This window comes from Citrobacter sedlakii, from assembly GCF_018128425.1.
GTDB lineage: Bacteria > Pseudomonadota > Gammaproteobacteria > Enterobacterales > Enterobacteriaceae > Citrobacter_A > Citrobacter_A sedlakii.
The window spans coordinates 3,286,264-3,303,348 of record NZ_CP071070.1; the positions used below are offsets into that span (position 1 = coordinate 3,286,264).

Sequence of the window (17,085 nt, forward strand, 5' to 3'; positions counted from 1 at the left end):
GCCTGAACCAGGAATATTACAGGCAAACTTACGACAGGAAGGATAAGCGATGGTTGAATCTGACTATCAATTTATTCAGTTCCGCAGAGTTTGCCAAACCCAGCTTCACAATAATTTTCATCTTATGCGTCTGGATGGTTTTGTAACTCAGGCTGACCAGGCTTGAGATCTCCTGCGGTGAATAACCGCCCACCAGTAAACGGAGAACCTGCTGCTCGCGGTCGGTCAGTCTTTTTTGTGAACGAAATAACTGCGGGCTCCAGTACTCGCTCGCCAGTGTGGCCAGTCGTCGGTAATCCCGTAGCGGTGATTTATCCGTCAATACGATGGCCTTTTCAACATACAATAACTCGGTGCACAGTTTTGCCAGACGACTGTCAGCGATAACCACCACCGTATTGTCGTGAACGTTAAATCTGTTTTTATTTAAATAATTCACAAAGTCCGCACAGGCGTGTTTGTGGCTGGTGAGATTAAAAATCATCGTACGATGGCGATAACGCGCGGCGTTATTGACCATAACCCGCCAGGGGACAGGCGTGACTTCAACATGTTTACTTTTTAAATAGTCAGAGATGCCCTGACCCACAAAATCTCCACATCCACTCATTAACATGAGAGCCTCCCTTCTGGTTTAAATTTTTATAAACTTTTAAGCTTATTACTCAACAAAATATTAATGATGACTTTTTCGACCCCGGACTCCTCACGAGGATGTTTGAATTGAAATTTGCAGGAGATTTGTTGACTGGCATAAAGCTGATTATTTTCGTCAAATTCTTGTATGGGTACGACGTTGACCACTCTGAGATCCAGGTGGAGCGAACCGAACTGTTCAAATTCAAGCAATGCCCCTTTGATTAGCGCGTCTTTATACAGAAATCGCGTATTCACACTCGGTGACATTAGCGCACAGCCGCCGCGGGAGATATTTTTGATTTGTAGACTGTAATTTTCGCCGTTTTTATAACGACCCAGACAATAAAAATGCTGGCCTTTCAGAAAGGAAAAGCGCTGATGTTGCCGACGTTGCACAAAAAAAATGACGTCAGGAATGTAATACGCCAGTCCGCCCTTCATTTTAGCCGTCAGCGAGGGACTAAACCTGGCGTTAAACTTAATAATGCCTCTTTCGCTATGCAGAATGAAATGCTGGATCGAAGAAGGAATAACCTCGCTGCGTTCAACAATAACGAAATAATCAAAGTCCACCTTTTCCAGCTGCGTGACCACACTGTTTTCCTTGAATTTCAACTCCAGCTTGGTTTTTCTGAGAAGTTCTTCACGAATAATGGCCACGATTTCAAATTTATTTTCCTTTGCCATTCCAAATCCCATAGTAAATCCTTATTTTTCGTAATCCAGATACTTCTCATTTTTTAAAATAAAAAAAAGAAGGAGAATTTTTCTGACTGATAGTTTTTGTTTACCATAAGGGATTCTCTTTCAGATATTTCGCACGATATAAAGTTTTTAGCTATTTTTATTGATTAATTGATTTGTAAAAACATTCAGTGAAGTGTAAAACTGGCCCACTTTATGCGTGCAAAAATCCCTACTTAACGAAAATTTCATTACAAAAAGGGATAATTCTGCTAAAAAATGCAGCACCATGAAATAAAAAAATAGACGAGGGGAACGGCTTTCAGTACGCGATAAACATCGCTGTTTTTCTGCGCAACACGCTGGTGAATATGTTCTCAGTCACGTCGAACGGAATTAATCCGCTCTTTCAGGAGAAAATAAATACAAAAAATGATGAAAAAAACGCTTACAGGAGAGGAAAACAGCGAGGGATTTCATTCAAACGAAATGAAGGTATCCGACCGGTGCGGTGACACCGGGCCGGATAATGTGAATAAGATTATCTCCTCCCTGCGGCGTGATGCCTGCGCAACCACATCAGCTTATAGGCGGCGGGAATAATAAACAGCGACAATAGCGGCGCGGTAATCATCCCACCAATCATTGGCGCGGCGATGCGGCTCATCACCTCTGACCCGGTCCCTGTGCCCCATAAAACAGGCAGCAGACCGGCAATGATAACCGCCACGGTCATCGCTTTCGGCCGCACCCGGAGTACCGCGCCGTGATAAAGCGCATCGTCGAGCTTCTCTGCCGTGAAAGTCTGCGGATTATTCAGCGCTGGCTCGGCCTCTATGGCATGACGCAGGTACATCAACATCACCACGCCAAACTCAGCGGCGACGCCGGCAAGGGCGATAAACCCGGTCCCCGTCGCCACCGACAAATGGAACCCCATCCCGTAGAGAAACCAGATCCCGCCCACCAGCGCAAACGGCACGCTGGTAATGATTAACAGCGCCTCGCCAACGCGACGGAACGCCAGGTACAGCAGAACAAAAATGATCATCAGCGTCATCGGCACCATCATTTTAAGCTTATGATTCGCCCGCTCCAGCAGTTCAAACTGTCCGGAAAACGCGACGCTGGTGCCGGGCTTCATCTGCACATTTTTCGCAATCGCCTGCTTAAGATCGTTCACCACGGAAACCATATCCCTGTCGCGGGCGTCGATGTAGATCCAACTGGTGGGGCGCGCATTTTCCGTTTTTAACATCGACGGGCCGGACGTGATGTTGACCTCCGCCACATCAGCCAGCGTGATTTGCTGTTTTAACGGCGTCAAAATCGGCAACTGCCGTAGCGCCTGCGGGCTGTCGCGATAGTTCTGCGGATAACGCAGATTAATCGGATAGCGGGCGATGCCCTCCACGGTCTCCCCCACCATCGCCCCGCCGATCGCAGAGGAGACGAACAGCTGTACGTCGCCGACCGTCATCCCGTAGCGCGCCGCTTTTTCCCGATCGATGTCGATATGGAGATAACGTCCGCCTTCCAGACGTTCCGCCAGCGCAGAGGTTACCCCCGGTACAGTTCTCGCGACGTTCTCGATCTGTTCGGCCATCGCGTCAATATCCGCCAGCACGTTGCCGGACACTTTGATGCCAATGGGACTTTTGATCCCGGTGGAAAGCATATCGATGCGGTTACGAATCGGCGGCACCCACAGGTTTGCCAGCCCCGGCAGACGAACGGTCTGGTCCAGTTGCTCAATGATTTTTTCCATCGTCATCCCCGGACGCCACTGATCCTGCGGCTTAAGCTGAATGGTGGTTTCCACCATTTCCAGCGGTGCGGAATCCGTTGCGGTTTCTGCTTTGCCGGTTTTGCCGAAAACCCGCGCCACTTCCGGCACGCTCATAATCAGCTTATCGGTTTTCTGCAACATGCTGGCCGCTTCCGCCGCCGAGATCCCCGGTAGCGTGGAAGGCATATACAGCAAGTCGCCTTCGTTAATCTGCGGTAAGAACTCGCCGCCCACTTTGCCGAGCGGCCAGACAACCGTCAGGACAGAAAGTAGCGCCAACAGCAGCGTGGTTTTCGGCCAGCGCAGCACGTTCAGCAGCAGCGGATGGTAAAGACGGATCAATAAGCGGTTCAGGGGATTGCGGCTTTCCGCCGGAATATTGCCGCGGATCCACAGCCCCATCAGCACAGGAATCACCACAATCGCCAGCAGCGCCGCACCGGCCATTGCCCAGGTTTTTGTGAACGCCAGCGGCCCGAACAGACGCCCTTCCTGGCCTTCCAGGGTAAAGATAGGGATGAAAGAAAGGGTAATAATTAACAGACTGATGAACAACGCAGGTCCCACCTCGACGGAGGCCTGCGTAATCACCTGCCAGCGCGTCTCGTTATCGATGTTTTTCCCCGGATGCTGATGCGCCCACTCCTCCAGCCGTTTATGGGCGTTTTCGATCATCACAATCGCAGCGTCGACCATTGCGCCAACGGCGATAGCGATACCCCCAAGCGACATGATATTGGCGTTAAGCCCCTGAAAATGCATCACAATAAATGCAATACACAATCCCAGCGGCAAAGAAATGATCGCCACCAGCGCGGAACGCAGGTGCCAGAGAAACAGCGCGCAGACCAGCGCCACGACAATGAACTCTTCCAGCAGCTTATCGCTAAGATTGTCGATGGCGCGGTCAATCAGCCCACTGCGATCGTAGGTTGTTACGATCTCCACCCCTTCCGGCAAACTGCGTTTCAGGGTGTCCAGCTTGTTCTTCACGGCGGAGATAACCTCGCGCGCATTTTTCCCGGAGCGCAGGATCACCACCCCGCCCGCCACTTCGCCATCGCCGTTCAGTTCGGCGATCCCCCGGCGCATTTCAGGACCGATTTGCACTCTCGCCACATCGCGCAGATACACCGGCACGCCGTTTTCATTCGTCTTCAGGACGATATGATTGAAATCCTCCAGCGATTGCAGATAGCCGCTGGCGCGCACCATGTATTCCGCTTCCGCCAGTTCGACCGACGACCCGCCCGCCTCTTGATTTGACGTGCCCAGCGCGGCCTTTACCTCCGCCAGGCTGATGCCGTACTGGGCAAGTTTCATCGGATCAATGACCAGCTGATATTCTTTCACCACCCCGCCGACCGAAGCCACCTCCGACACGTCGGGAATCGTTTTAAGTTCATATTTCAGAAACCAGTCTTGTAACGAACGCAATTCGGCCAGATCGTGCTTACCGCTGCGATCGACCAGCGCATATTCAAAGATCCAGCCAACGCCTGTGGCGTCCGGCCCCATTTCCGCGCTCACTCCGGTGGGAAGTTTTCCCTGCACTTGATTAAGATATTCAAGCACTCGCGAACGCGCCCAGTACGGATCGGTGCCGTCTTCAAAAATGACGTACACATACGAATCGCCAAACTGCGAGAAGCCTCGTACCGTTTTGGCGCCCGGCACGGACAGCATCGTGGTCGTTAACGGATACGTGACCTGATTTTCCACGATTTGCGGCGCCTGCCCTGGGTAACGCGTTTTGACAATCACCTGCACGTCGGAGAGATCGGGTAGCGCGTCCACTGGCGTATTCACAATGGTCCAGGTTCCCCAGACGCCAAGGAAAAGCGCGCCAATGACGATCAGAAAACGGTTGGCGACCGAGCGGCGGATTATCCATTCAATCATCTGCGTTCTCCTCAGTGCGCATGCGCGGCGGGCGTGGATGTGTCAGGAGTGGACGCCGCTCGCATTCGATCCAGCGCGCCAGCGATATTCGCTTCGGAGTCAATCAAAAACAGACCGCTGGAAACCACGTTTTCCCCTTCTTGCAAGCCGGAACGGATTGCCGTTAATCCCTGCGATGACTGGAATACCGACACCCGTTTCGGCACAAAGCGCCCTTCGTTATCAACCGTAATCACCCGCTGTTCGCTGCCGGTGTCGATCAGCGCTTTTGTCGGGATCAGCAGCATTGGCTCGCTTTGGCTGTTAAGGCTAAGGAAAGCGTTCATGCCTGGCTTCAGCGCTTCGTCGGGGTTGTCCACTTCCAGACGCAGTTGCAGGGTACGGGTTGAGGCATCCGCACTCGGCAACAGCGTCCATTTGCGGAAGGTGAAATGCATGTCGGGACGGGCCGGTATGGTCAGGGAAAACTGCGAGGCGTCTTTAATCAGCCACGCAATGGACTCCGGCACGGCAGCCGTTACCCAGACCGGATTCATTCCCTGAATCTTCGCCACCACGTTATCTTTGCTGATGTTCATTCCGGCGCGTAAATCAAAGGCGGTAATCACGCCGTCGATCGGCGCGGTGAGGGTGAAGCGGGTCTGAATCTTGCGGGTGGTAATCAGGCGGCGAAGATCCGCTTCCGGCATGCCGGCCAGCCGCAGGCGTTCAAGGATCCCCTCAACCTGGCTGGCGGTTCCGCCTGTCTCCTTCAGCAGCAGATACTCACTTTGCGCTTCCACCCAGTCAGGAATGGTCAGCTCAAGCAGCGGCGCGCCCTTTTTCACTTTATCGCCGACGGTCAACTGCCAGACTTTTTCGATAAACCCGGCGGCGCGCGCCTGCATAATCGCATACTGATATTCGTTGTAGCTGACGTTCGCCGGGAAAGTCTGCGCAAAGGTCAGCGCCCCCCGGCGAACGACCCCGGTTTTCACGCCGAGATTTTGCGTCTGTGTGGGGTCAATCCGCACGCCCGGCGCGGCGGCGTTTGCGCTTTCTTCATCGGCGTATTTCGGCACCAGGTCCATATCCATAAAGGGCGATTTCCCCGGCTTGTCGAAGCGGGTATTCGGGTACATCGGGTCGTACCAGAACAGCACCTTGCGGGCGTCGTTTTGTGCGGTAGACGACGCATCGTCAGGCCCGCGATCGGCTGTGAAATATGCGTAACCGCCCACGGCGATAAGTCCGCCAGCCAGCATGCTGCCGATAATCAGCGCGATATTTTTCATGAGGTCATGCCCAACGTTGAAATAAAGAAAAATTACTGACGCTTAATGTCCTGCAATAACGAAAGATTCCCCTGCTGGACAAAATGAAAGGTGACGCTATCGCCTGGCGTGATCCCGTTAAGCTGCGTTTGCGGCGTGAGGGTAAAGCGCATGGTCATGGCCGGCCAGTTCAGCGCCGGGATCGGCTCGTGCGCAATGGTGACCTTCTTGCTTTCCCCGTCTATGGCTTTGACGACTCCCGTTGCGCTCACCACCGGGCTGTGTTCAGCGGCAATCATCCCGTCATGATGATGTTCACTGGCCTGAACATGGGCTGCCAGCACAGAGAAAACCGTTATTACGACTGCTTTAAAGAGATTGTTCATAAGTCACCTTTCAGAAGGAGTGAATTTTGCCGGACGGCGACTGGCGCCTGAACCGGCTACAGGAGGCCTGGCCCGCTGCCGGGGGATTTATTCCACCCAGCCGCCGCCGAGGGCGGTATACAGTTTGATTTCGTTAACCTGGCGGGCGTAATTGAGGTCCAGCAACGTTTGTTGGGTTGAAAACAACGAACGCTCCGCGTCCAGCACGTCGATGTAACTCACCGCACCGTGGCGATAGAGCGCTCTGGCGCGTTGCAGGGTAATGTGCAGCGACGCGAGGTAGCGTTGCTGGCCGCGAATCTGCCCGGCCAGACTCTGGCGCAGCGCCAGCGCGTCAGCGACCTCTTTAAACGCGTTCTGGATTTTTTGCTCGTAATTGACCACCGACTGCTGTTGACGGATCTCGGCCAGATCGAGACTGGCCTGATTACGACCGGCATTGAAAATCGGCAGCTCCACCTTTGGGATGAAGCTCCACATGCCGCCCGCCGCGCTGAATAAGTTCGTCAGATCGCTGCTGCTGCCGGAAATGCCGCTGGTCAGGCTAATGGAAGGGAAAAACGCCGCCCGCGCCGCGCCAATATTGGCGTTCGCCGCCATCAGCGTATGCTCTGCCTCCATAATGTCCGGTCGTTGCAATAAGATGTGCGACGACAGCGCAGGCGGCAGAGTTACAGCATGGAGATCGCCCTCGCCAGCGGCGTTTTCCTCCGGTAGCCGGGCATAGGCGCCCAGCAGAAGCTGTAACGCGTTATTGGCCTGCGCCAGTTCCCCCTGACGTTTGGCGATGTCGCTGCGGGTGCTTTCAATAACGCCGCGCGCCTGTTCCAGCGCCAGCACATTACTGGTACCGGTGACCAGTTGCTTTTCCACCAGCGCATAAGAACGCTGATAATTGCCTAACGTTTCTTCGGCAACCCGAAGTTGAGCCGCCGCAAGACGCTGACTGAAATAGCTTTGCGCCACGTTCGAAACCAGCAAAATATGGACCGCCCGACGGGCTTCTTCGCTGGCAAAAAAGTTCTGCCGGTCGGCTTCGCTCATGTTTTTCAGCCGACCAAAGAAATCCAGATCAACACTGAGATTCAGTCCCGCGTCGTATTCGCGGCTGGTTCCGCTGTCGCCCTTGAGATTTCCGCTCCAGCTTCCGCTGCCTTCTGCGTTCAACTGCGGATAGCGGTCGGCGTCGGTGACCCGGTACTGCGCCCTCGCCTCCTGCACTTTCAGCGTCGCCATGCGTATATCCCGGTTATTACGCAACGCCTCGCTAATAAACGTTTTGACTTGAGGATCAACAAAAAACTGCCGCCAGCCGCTGTCCTGATAGTTCGCAGGCGCGGTCATCAGACGGTTGTGGCTCAGCGAAAACTGCTGCGGCACCGGTAAGGCCGGGCGCTGGTAGTCCGGCGCCAGCGAGCATCCTGCCAGCAGCAGCGCCGTGCTGAGGGTAAAAAACCTGAATGTGCACATAAGCCTGATTAACATGAGGAAAGATGCGGGTAACTTTACCTGGCGCTCTCTGTTCAGTCGGTGACAGCAAAATGACAAAGCTGTCATTTTCCCGGAAGGCGATTGCTATCCGATCTGACTTCTCTAGAATTGGGAGACGCCACGTAAACAGGCGGCGGAAGGAGGATGCGTTGAAGATACTGATCGTCGAAGATGAGAAAAAAACCGGGGAGTATCTGACCAAAGGGCTGACGGAAGCGGGCTTTGTGGTCGATCTTGCGGATAACGGCCTGAATGGCTATCACCTGGCGATGACCGGCGACTACGACCTGCTCATTCTCGACATTATGCTGCCCGACGTTAACGGCTGGGATATTGTGCGTATGCTGCGCGCTGGCGGAAAAGGGATGCCAATTCTGTTACTCACGGCGCTCGGCACCATTGAACACCGGGTGAAGGGACTGGAATTAGGCGCGGACGATTATCTGGTTAAGCCGTTCGCCTTCGCCGAGCTGCTGGCGCGCGTCAGAACGCTGCTGCGGCGCGGCGCCGCGGTGATTGTTGAAAGTCAGTTTCAGGTGGCGGACCTGAATGTCGATCTGGTCAGTCGCAAAGTCAGCCGGAGCGGAATGCGGATCACTCTCACCAGCAAAGAGTTTACCCTGCTTGAGTTCTTTCTCCGTCACCAGGGCGAGGTACTGCCGCGCTCGCTGATCGCCTCCCAGGTGTGGGATATGAATTTCGACAGCGACACCAATGCCATCGATGTCGCCGTGAAACGTCTGCGCGGCAAGATTGATAATGACTTCGAACCCAAACTGATTCAGACCGTGCGCGGCGTGGGCTACGTGCTTGAGGTGCCGGATGCGCAGTAAGCGACCTTTTTCCCTGGCGACACGCCTGACTTTTTTCATCAGCCTTGCCACAGTCGCCGCTTTCTTTGCCTTCGCCTGGATCATGATCCAGTCGGTAAAAGTCCATTTTGCCGAACAGGACGTGAACGATCTCAATGAAATTAGCGCCACGCTGGAGCGCATACTCAGCCATTCCGATGAACCGGAATCCCGGCGGCTGGAGATTGTGCAAAATGTGGTTGCCGGTTATTCAAACGTCCTCATTGCGCTGGAGGACACCCGCGGGCGGGCGCTTCTGCATTCGCCTGGCGCGCCGGACATCCGGCAATTTCTCGCCACCGCCGAGCCGGACAACACCGTTCCCGGCGGCAACGTGTGGCTGATCAACGGGCCAGCGAAGCAAATGACCGGACACGGCACCCACGCCAGCTGGCGCATGATCCGCCTGCCGGTCGGTCCGCAGATTGATGGTAAACCGGCATATACTCTGTACATGGCGTTGTCGATCGACTTTCACCTCCATTATATTAACGATCTGAAAAACAAGCTGATCATGACCGCGTCGATCATTAGCCTGGTGATCGTCTTTCTGGTTTTATTCGCGGTCTATAAAGGACACGCGCCGATTCGCCGCGTTAGCCGACAGATCCAGAACATTACCTCGAAAGATCTCGACGTTCGCCTTGACCCGCAAAATGTCCCCATTGAGCTGGAACGACTGGTGCTCTCTTTCAACCACATGCTGGAACGTATTGAAGATGTCTTTACCCGCCAGTCTAATTTTTCTGCCGACATCGCGCATGAGATCCGCACGCCCATCACCAACCTGGTGACGCAGACGGAGATTGTTCTTAGCCAGCCGCGAACACAAAAGGAACTGGAAGAGGTGCTCTATTCCAGCCTTGAGGAACTGAGCCATATGGCAAAAATGGTCAGCGACATGCTGTTCCTGGCCCAGGCGGACAACCACCAGCTTATTCCAGAGAAAAAAGCGCTTAATCTGGCCGAGGAAGTCAGTAAGGTGTTCGACTTTTTTGAAGCGCTGGCAGAGGAGCGTGGCGTCACGCTGCGCCTTGAGGGCTGCCCGTGCCATGTTTTCGGCGATCCGGGAATGTTGCGCAGAGCGCTGAGCAATTTATTATCAAACGCGTTGCGTCATACGCCTGGCGGCGAAACCGTCATCGTCAGGCTAAAAGAGATTGACGATCGGGTACGCATTGAGGTTGAAAACCCGGGAACGCCGGTTGCGGCGGAACATCTGCCGCGTCTGTTTGATCGTTTCTATCGCGTGGACCCCTCCCGCCAGCGCAAGGGCGAAGGCAGCGGCATAGGCCTGGCGATCGTCAAGTCGATTGTGACGGCGCATCATGGAAAAGTGTCGGTGACGTCTGACGCCCGCGCGACCCGCTTTACGTTGAGTTTGCCGAAAGCGCTGCGCTGACAGGTCGCTACCGGTGGCGTCAGCGCTAAGAATCCTCCTAAATCAAAGGAGGCAATGGCGGTTAATTTTTAACCCACACAAAATTTTAACATTCCATACACATAGTGATATTGCCCGGCGGGCGATGTCCAACATGTCACGGCTCCTGACGTCACGGTTTTTCCTCCGCCCGCCTTTTCGTCAACCTATGACCACGCCAATGCGGTTACGCTAAATAATTCCACCTGGCGCACAATTTTTATTCTTCTTTGAAACAAAAAATCCGAAAAAAAGGAATGTCTGGTCGCTGACTATTTATCCGGCAAATTATTAACAGAATAGCGTTATTACCGTCAGAATTTTGTGCGTGTCCGATCACGGTCATTATTGTTAATCGCACGTTGTCATTTTTTAAATCGATAGAATTCAAATTATTGCAAAGCAAAAAAGGTCATTCTTATTTTTTATTGTGCATTAATTCACTGAATGTTACCGTCCTGACACCGATGAACAGCGTTCAGGATAATCAGGGAGGTTCGGTGAAGGTTTATGCATTATAACCTCCTGTGGCTTATTTGGGGGCTTTGGCTGTATCTCATTATTCATTATGGCGTGGGTGATCAACATTTTTACCTGACGATAAAATCGCGATGGAAAGTGATTGCCATAATTATTTTAACCTGTGGTTTATTTTATGCTGTTTATTTAATTTTATCATCGACGGGGATCAGAACCATGTTCAAACGCAAAGAGCAAAACACCACGTTTGCCGACACTCATGCAGACATCAACATCGCCTCTTCTCTTAACCCTTCTCAGGTTTCTTACCTCGGCGACGATGTGGAATTGACGGTAAAACCGACGCAGCAAAGCCCGCTGGAACCGTCGGTCGCCGTTATCCCGGAAACCTGTATTATTAAGGGCGAGCTTAACTCCACCAGCGATATTCACGTAAATGGCCGCATTGACGGTGTTATTCGCTCTGAAAAAACCGTTCATATTCTGAAAAGCGGTCACGTTGAAGGGGATATTATAGCCTATGCCATTGCTGTCGACGGCGTTCTGAATGGCAATTGTATCGGCGGCGAAGTCAGCATTAATGCGCAGGGAATGGTAAATGGTCAGGTAAAAAGTGACTCACTGGCCATTCATAAAAATGGCCGTTTTTACGGTAACTCTTTACCGCGCAGCGACGAAGAAGCGCAAAAAAATGAATTTATCAGCGCCATGGATGCGGTAAAAGAAAATACCATCGACCTGGCCAGTTTTTATAAAGAGTGACAGGAAGATATTCGCGCCGGATGGCGGCTTTGTGCTGTCCGGCCTGAATACCGTCAGGTAAACGCGCCAGGAAATGGCGCCCCCTGCAGGATTCGAACCTGCGACCGACGGCTTAGAAGTTCCTCGGACTATCTAGGATAACAACAACTTACCCCATCACCACTGCGCTCACACGTCCCACCTTCGCAAAACATGTAAAGCCTTGCAAACCGATGCAAAGCTTTACGTGTCTCATTTCTGTCTCACTTCACCGGGCAATCATCAAACTCACCAGAACGCGCATCGTTGATGATGTACGTTATCACCCCAAACAAATGCGACTCATCATCAAACAGGCTGGTCGGCTTTGGTATCTCCTCTGCCGATCCAGTCTCAAGATTAATCAGATGTGGTTTAGGGTAGCGTTTGTATCGCTTCACCCTGAACTCATTATCTACAGAACAAACCAGTAACGAGCCATCAAACGGCGTCAGTGAACTGTCAACGACGAGCAAAGCGCCGTACATGATGCCTTCTCGCCAGTACGTTTGCCCTGCCCGCATGAAGTACGTTGCTGATGGTTTGCTGATTAACGTCTCGTCGAGCGAAACGCGCCGCTCAACGTAGTCTGCTGCTGGCGATGGGAATCCCATGATGCACCTCCGATAGATACTGTATATTAATACAGTATTACTGATCGCCGGTGTCGATCAATACCGATTGTGGTGCTACACTTCAGACCTTTCCGAATCCACTGATTTCTATCATGTTAAAGTTATTTGCTAAGTACACAACTATAGGCATTCTGAACACGCTAATACACTGGGTCGTGTTTGCTGTCAGCATCTACGGACTGCATACAAATCAGGCTCTTGCTAACTTTTCTGGGTTTGTCATTGCTGTTTCTTTCAGCTTTTATGCCAATGCAAAGTTCACATTCAATGCCGCGACCACAACACTACGATACATGCTGTATGTCGGTTTTATGGGAACAATGAGTGCGACTGTTGGCTGGGTTGCCGATATGTGCGGATTACCACCAATTGTTACTCTGGTCACGTTTTCCGCTATCAGCCTTGTGTGCGGTTTCATCTATTCAAAATATATCGTCTTCAGGGATGCAAAATGAAAATCTCTCTGGTCGTTCCGGTCTTCAATGAGGAAGACGCAATACCTATTTTCTATAAAACAGTTCGAGAGTTTGAAGAACTTAAACCATACGATGTTGAGATAGTTTTCATCAATGACGGAAGCAGAGACGCAACGGAGTCGATCATTACTGCTCTGGCAGTAACCGATCCGCTTGTCGTTCCGCTCTCATTCACCCGTAATTTCGGCAAAGAGCCTGCGCTTTTTGCTGGTCTTGACCACGCAACTGGTGATGCAGTAATTCCGATTGACGTCGATTTGCAAGACCCGATTGAGGTTATCCCTCACCTCATTGAGAAATGGCAAAATGGTGCAGACACGGTGCTGGCAAAGCGCTCTGACCGCTCAACGGATGGTCGCCTTAAGCGCAAAACGGCTGAGTGGTTCTATAAGCTGCACAATAAAATCAGCAACCCCAAAATTGAAGAAAATGTTGGTGACTTTCGGTTGATGAGTCGCGAGGTAGTCGAGAACATCAAGCAGATGCCTGAGCGCAACCTGTTTATGAAAGGGGTCTTGTCATGGGTTGGTGGCAAGACTGATTTAGTTGAATATGCTAGAGCTGAACGTGTTGCAGGTGATTCGAAATTCAACGGCTGGAAGCTTTGGAATCTGGCTCTGGAGGGAATTACCTCGTTCTCAACATTCCCTCTGCGCATATGGACTTATATCGGGTTAGTGGTAGCTGGACTAGCATTTCTGTATGGCGCATGGATGATTTTTGACACTCTCGCATTTGGAAATGCTGTACGTGGATACCCCTCACTTCTGGTGTCCATACTTTTTCTTGGAGGAATACAACTAATCGGTATCGGCGTACTTGGAGAGTATATAGGGCGCATTTACATTGAAACAAAATCAAGACCTAAATATATTTTGAAGGCGAGAAAATGAATTTCAATTTAATAAAGTTTAATTGGTGGGTATTTGCTGCTGGTTTACTGTATATTCTTCCATTAATACTTTCTAGTGTTGATTACACAGACGATATAGGAAGATCAGTTTCTGGTTATGGATGGGGTATTGATGGAAGGTTTATGTCAACCTTAATTATGCAGATGCTGTCATTTAATCAATGGATTGCTCCTATTTCCCCATACACACAGATTTTAGCAGCGGTTATCACATGCTTGACTGGTATTATTTCTGTTAAGGCCATTTATAAAAAAGAGGAATGTGTTTATTTTTTATCGCTAATTTTACTAACGTCTCCTTTCTACCTAGAGAATCTATCCTATAAGTTTGATTCGCTTTCAATGGCTTTGTCTATATTGCTTTCGGTATTTCCATTACTTTTTATAGGAAAAAGTTATTTTATACCTATTTCTGTAGCTTCGCTTACTCTATCTCTGGCAATGTACCAGACTTCTGCAATGGTATATTTTTCCATTGTATTATGTTATTTCATTTATAGAGAGCCAGAGTTATCTTTTAGTGAGTTTGTAAAGGTTTCATCTTCAGCTTTTGTATCTTTCTTGCTTTCATTTTTAATATATTCATCAATATTGAAGTGTGTTGCTGGCGATGTTGCAAGAAGTGAGTTTTTATCTTTAGATGGCGTATTTATCAATACCATTCTTTTTCGTACGCATGCTTATTACGATTTTTATTCTTATTTGTTAAATAGCGGATATAGTTTAGCATTTCTTCCATTTGCGATTGTTGTGATTTACTCGTATTTTTCAAATTTAATATTCGGTAATGAATCAATCATTAGACGGATATTACTATACCCTTTGTTTACTTTGATGCTGTTGGTTCTAACAATGCTCCCAAACATTGTACTGGAAGAGCCATGGTATACAGCAAGAACCATGATTGCATTTCCCTTCTTAATATTTGGTCTTTCTGTGATATGTGTTAAACACGCACATAAATTAGTTGTATTCACTTCCATTTTTATACTTTACATCTATGGATATAGTATTTCAGCGGTGTACTCCAACGTTCTAAAAGACAATGATAAATATGACGACTTTATAACAACAAGTATAACTGAAGCAATAATTTCAAATTCTGAGTCAGGCACTAACAATGTTATTATTATAGGTAGATCAGAATACCCACAAAAAACAAGAAACCTTTATCAGGTTTATCCCATACTTTATAAGCTTGCTCCACTTTACTCAACCCAGGACTGGTCGTGGGGTGTTAGAAACCTATCTCGTTACACATCGTTAAATTATGTTTATGATGCAAGAAAAAGACAAGAGGCATATGCTAATTTATGCAAAAATGAAATCATTAAAACAACTTCATTATACACATTAAGAAAAAGTAACGAGTACTATTTGGTTGATTTCAATAAAACAAAATGCTAGATAAAAACTATCCACCTAGATAGGCCTAGGTGGATAGTTGTATTGTTACGATGTCCTTATGCGAACATTATTCCCTGATCTATAGAAGGCACCTACTCCAACCCCATAGTTTTGCGGTGTATCATCTGGGATATCTCTGTAGATATACCCCCTAAGAATATTTCCGCTATCATATTCATAATTATTTACCATTGAGTGACCACTAACAGACCTAGGGAGGTTAGATGTGGAATTATCAATGACCCTGGTTCTTGATCCATCAGTATAAACTGAAAATTGACCAGCGCAGTCAATAAGTTGTCCATCTATTGTCACTTTGCCAGCGTTGTTAAGAACTTTTAATGCTGACAACTTTGGGCCATACGTTGCAGATGATGGATTTGGTGCTATATTTTCATCAGTAGCTCTAATTGTACCTGAGAAATATAAATCCATTGCCCCTTCCTCACCATTAACGAGTATGGCTGAGTCATCGGATTTTAACCATCCAGCGCCAGTTATCTTAATTCCAGAAAATATGTTGTTAACTCCGTACCCACCAGAACCACCGAGAGCAATTATCGAAGCTCGTTTAAAAACATCAAACCACATTCCTGATACTGTCAGCCATGAAGTTTCTAGCATATGGAATGCTATACGACAATACTCAATTTTACCGCCAATAAACGAATTTCCGAAGTTTGGTCCACAAGCCACTGCCGCACCTCGATAATCATATACATCATCTTCGTCAAAATCAGTTTCCCCATGATAACCAATATCATTGAAATAGCAGCCTATGAAAATACTATCTGACAATGTAAATCGTGAAAGGATGCCATTTTCTTTAAGAGTGGTAAACTGGCATAGTGTGACCCGCATTAAACCAGCCATATCAGAACGCAGACCAATTAATGCATCTCTAAAAACACAGGCCGTTATCTCATGATTATGATAAGCAACTGTTTGCTGTGACCTGTCTCCATATTCAATACACGTGCAATTTGAAGCTGAGCCATCAATGTCAATATACGAAATAGATGTCTGCTTTTTCTTTCTCACATCGACAATAGGCTCTGCATATCCAATAGTATGGTCATCTGCTAGCTTAAGTGTAGATTTAAGATTTAAACCTGATGAAGAGTAAGCCCACGCAGATTTGATGCCTGTGAGAGCCTTGTTATCTTGCATAACTACAGGTGTCTTAATGAACAAATACCTGTCTACCAGCACCTCAACCCCGTACGGACTGTTCAGAGCTTTATTTATTGGTATAGCGTTATCGGTTTCAGGGCCTGGCTTAGCTCCGTAAAAAATCGCATTCAGAGGTCCATTGAAAGTTCCAGCATATAACCCATCCCTCACAACCTGACCTACCGCTCCTGTATTAATGACAATACCATCATCTGGAGTTAGGTTTCTATTGCTGTAATATGTGAAACGTCCCCCAGCTAAATCGCCAGTTTCGAATCCGTATTTTGCTATAATAATTGTTCCGTCTTCGAAAACATCTCCTGTTTCGGCAGCAATATCTACGTATCTGTACCCTAATCCTCCGATTAATTCATATCCGTCCTCTTTTGCCAGGTCGGATCTCAAAGATGCATCACCTACACTCACCCATGCACCCACACCAACACCACCTGTTGTTTCTGGTGTTGACCCTGCCGGTACATCCTTCGGTAAATCTCCATCCCATCGGTAATACTCGCCCGTTGCTTCAAGGCGAAGAACCTGATTAGGAAGAGTTAATGTATTTCCGTCTTCGAAGCTGTCGATGGTGATGTAACCGAATGCAGAAATAGCCTGCTGAGCAATCCAGCGCAGACCTTCGATGGTGTAATGCTTATTGCCAAATCTGTCTTCGTACTCACGCTGCATTGAGGTGACGAACTCGTCAATTTTCCCTGCGTTAAATTTCAGGTCGCGCGGAGATTCACTTGGTACTGGCAGATTAGTAGGTTGGGTAGCCATATTTTTTCCATAAAAAACCCGACACT

At 49.2% G+C, this 17,085-nt stretch carries 14 protein-coding genes; 6 read left to right on the forward strand and 8 right to left on the reverse strand.

The window, feature by feature from the left end; translation table 11 throughout:
• Positions 1-28: 28 nt before the first annotated feature.
• The 6 genes from JY391_RS15650 to JY391_RS15675 form a co-directional block, all read right to left on the reverse strand.
• Entirely contained in the window at positions 29-616 is a 588-nt protein-coding gene (locus tag JY391_RS15650) for a helix-turn-helix transcriptional regulator (protein ID WP_060568957.1), read from the reverse strand.
• A gap of 26 nt (positions 617-642) precedes the next feature.
• A complete protein-coding gene (locus JY391_RS15655; RefSeq protein ID WP_211934592.1) occupies positions 643-1,338 on the reverse strand; it encodes a flagellar brake protein in 696 nt (231 codons plus the stop codon).
• Positions 1,339-1,864: 526 nt separating this feature from the next.
• Complete coding sequence (locus JY391_RS15660) at positions 1,865-5,014, reverse strand: CusA/CzcA family heavy metal efflux RND transporter (protein ID WP_211934593.1); 3,150 nt, start codon at positions 5,012-5,014, stop codon at positions 1,865-1,867.
• A gap of 11 nt (positions 5,015-5,025) precedes the next feature.
• Positions 5,026-6,288: an efflux RND transporter periplasmic adaptor subunit gene (locus JY391_RS15665; RefSeq protein WP_211934594.1), complete on the reverse strand. Its 1,263-nt coding sequence runs from the start codon at positions 6,286-6,288 to the stop codon at positions 5,026-5,028.
• 32 nt (positions 6,289-6,320) lie between these two features.
• The gene (gene cusF / locus JY391_RS15670; protein ID WP_211934595.1) at positions 6,321-6,653 is read right to left on the reverse strand and encodes a cation efflux system protein CusF; all 333 of its coding nucleotides are present in this window, start codon (positions 6,651-6,653) and stop codon (positions 6,321-6,323) included.
• 87 nt (positions 6,654-6,740) lie between these two features.
• On the reverse strand, positions 6,741-8,123 hold the full coding sequence (locus JY391_RS15675; protein WP_181821841.1) for an efflux transporter outer membrane subunit: 1,383 nt from the start codon (positions 8,121-8,123) through the stop codon (positions 6,741-6,743).
• A 170-nt stretch (positions 8,124-8,293) separates the two neighbouring features.
• Between JY391_RS15675 and cusR the strand changes: the two genes are divergently transcribed.
• From cusR to JY391_RS15690, 3 genes are all read left to right on the forward strand, one after another.
• Positions 8,294-8,977 carry a copper response regulator transcription factor CusR gene (gene cusR / locus JY391_RS15680; RefSeq protein ID WP_042285734.1) on the forward strand — a complete coding sequence of 228 codons (684 nt, stop codon included), beginning with the start codon at positions 8,294-8,296 and terminating at the stop codon, positions 8,975-8,977.
• A complete protein-coding gene (locus tag JY391_RS15685) occupies positions 8,967-10,397 on the forward strand; it encodes a Cu(+)/Ag(+) sensor histidine kinase (protein ID WP_211934596.1) in 1,431 nt (476 codons plus the stop codon). The genes cusR and JY391_RS15685 overlap by 11 nt, the downstream gene beginning before the upstream one ends.
• A 714-nt stretch (positions 10,398-11,111) precedes the next feature.
• Positions 11,112-11,657: a bactofilin family protein gene (locus tag JY391_RS15690; protein ID WP_157845128.1), complete on the forward strand. Its 546-nt coding sequence runs from the start codon at positions 11,112-11,114 to the stop codon at positions 11,655-11,657.
• A 242-nt stretch (positions 11,658-11,899) separates the two neighbouring features.
• Here JY391_RS15690 and JY391_RS15695 read toward each other — a convergent pair whose 3' ends face one another.
• Complete coding sequence (locus JY391_RS15695) at positions 11,900-12,289, reverse strand: HumD family translesion DNA polymerase (protein WP_211934597.1); 390 nt, start codon at positions 12,287-12,289, stop codon at positions 11,900-11,902.
• 113 nt (positions 12,290-12,402) lie between these two features.
• On the opposite strand from JY391_RS15695, the gene JY391_RS15700 reads away from it, so the two are divergent.
• The 3 genes from JY391_RS15700 to JY391_RS15710 are packed head-to-tail and all read left to right on the forward strand — an operon-like array spanning position 12,403 to position 15,106.
• On the forward strand, positions 12,403-12,765 hold the full coding sequence (locus tag JY391_RS15700) for a GtrA family protein (protein ID WP_211934598.1): 363 nt from the start codon (positions 12,403-12,405) through the stop codon (positions 12,763-12,765).
• The gene (locus JY391_RS15705) at positions 12,762-13,679 is read left to right on the forward strand and encodes a glycosyltransferase family 2 protein (protein ID WP_211934599.1); all 918 of its coding nucleotides are present in this window, start codon (positions 12,762-12,764) and stop codon (positions 13,677-13,679) included. The genes JY391_RS15700 and JY391_RS15705 overlap by 4 nt, the downstream gene beginning before the upstream one ends.
• Positions 13,676-15,106: a glucosyltransferase domain-containing protein gene (locus JY391_RS15710; RefSeq protein WP_211934600.1), complete on the forward strand. Its 1,431-nt coding sequence runs from the start codon at positions 13,676-13,678 to the stop codon at positions 15,104-15,106. Before JY391_RS15705 ends, JY391_RS15710 begins: the two co-directional genes overlap by 4 nt.
• Positions 15,107-15,151: 45 nt before the next feature.
• Here JY391_RS15710 and JY391_RS23795 read toward each other — a convergent pair whose 3' ends face one another.
• Complete coding sequence (locus JY391_RS23795) at positions 15,152-17,059, reverse strand: tail fiber/spike domain-containing protein (protein ID WP_229264057.1); 1,908 nt, start codon at positions 17,057-17,059, stop codon at positions 15,152-15,154.
• Positions 17,060-17,085 lie beyond the last annotated feature (26 nt).

Excerpts from the sequence above, each read along its gene's own strand:
- JY391_RS15675 (WP_181821841.1), bottom strand. The coding sequence starts at position 8,123 with ATGTGCACATTCAGGTTTTTTACCCTCAGCACGGCGCTGCTGCTGGCA.
- JY391_RS15705 (WP_211934599.1), top strand. The coding sequence starts at position 12,762 with ATGAAAATCTCTCTGGTCGTTCCGGTCTTCAATGAGGAAGACGCAATA.
- JY391_RS15690 (WP_157845128.1), top strand. The coding sequence starts at position 11,112 with ATGTTCAAACGCAAAGAGCAAAACACCACGTTTGCCGACACTCATGCA.
- JY391_RS15650 (WP_060568957.1), bottom strand. The coding sequence starts at position 616 with ATGTTAATGAGTGGATGTGGAGATTTTGTGGGTCAGGGCATCTCTGAC.
- JY391_RS15665 (WP_211934594.1), bottom strand. The coding sequence starts at position 6,288 with ATGAAAAATATCGCGCTGATTATCGGCAGCATGCTGGCTGGCGGACTT.
- cusF (WP_211934595.1), bottom strand. The coding sequence starts at position 6,653 with ATGAACAATCTCTTTAAAGCAGTCGTAATAACGGTTTTCTCTGTGCTG.
- JY391_RS23795 (WP_229264057.1), bottom strand. The coding sequence starts at position 17,059 with ATGGCTACCCAACCTACTAATCTGCCAGTACCAAGTGAATCTCCGCGC.
- JY391_RS15660 (WP_211934593.1), bottom strand. The coding sequence starts at position 5,014 with ATGATTGAATGGATAATCCGCCGCTCGGTCGCCAACCGTTTTCTGATC.
- JY391_RS15655 (WP_211934592.1), bottom strand. The coding sequence starts at position 1,338 with ATGGGATTTGGAATGGCAAAGGAAAATAAATTTGAAATCGTGGCCATT.
- JY391_RS15700 (WP_211934598.1), top strand. The coding sequence starts at position 12,403 with ATGTTAAAGTTATTTGCTAAGTACACAACTATAGGCATTCTGAACACG.
- JY391_RS15685 (WP_211934596.1), top strand. The coding sequence starts at position 8,967 with ATGCGCAGTAAGCGACCTTTTTCCCTGGCGACACGCCTGACTTTTTTC.
- JY391_RS15695 (WP_211934597.1), bottom strand. The coding sequence starts at position 12,289 with ATGGGATTCCCATCGCCAGCAGCAGACTACGTTGAGCGGCGCGTTTCG.
- JY391_RS15710 (WP_211934600.1), top strand. The coding sequence starts at position 13,676 with ATGAATTTCAATTTAATAAAGTTTAATTGGTGGGTATTTGCTGCTGGT.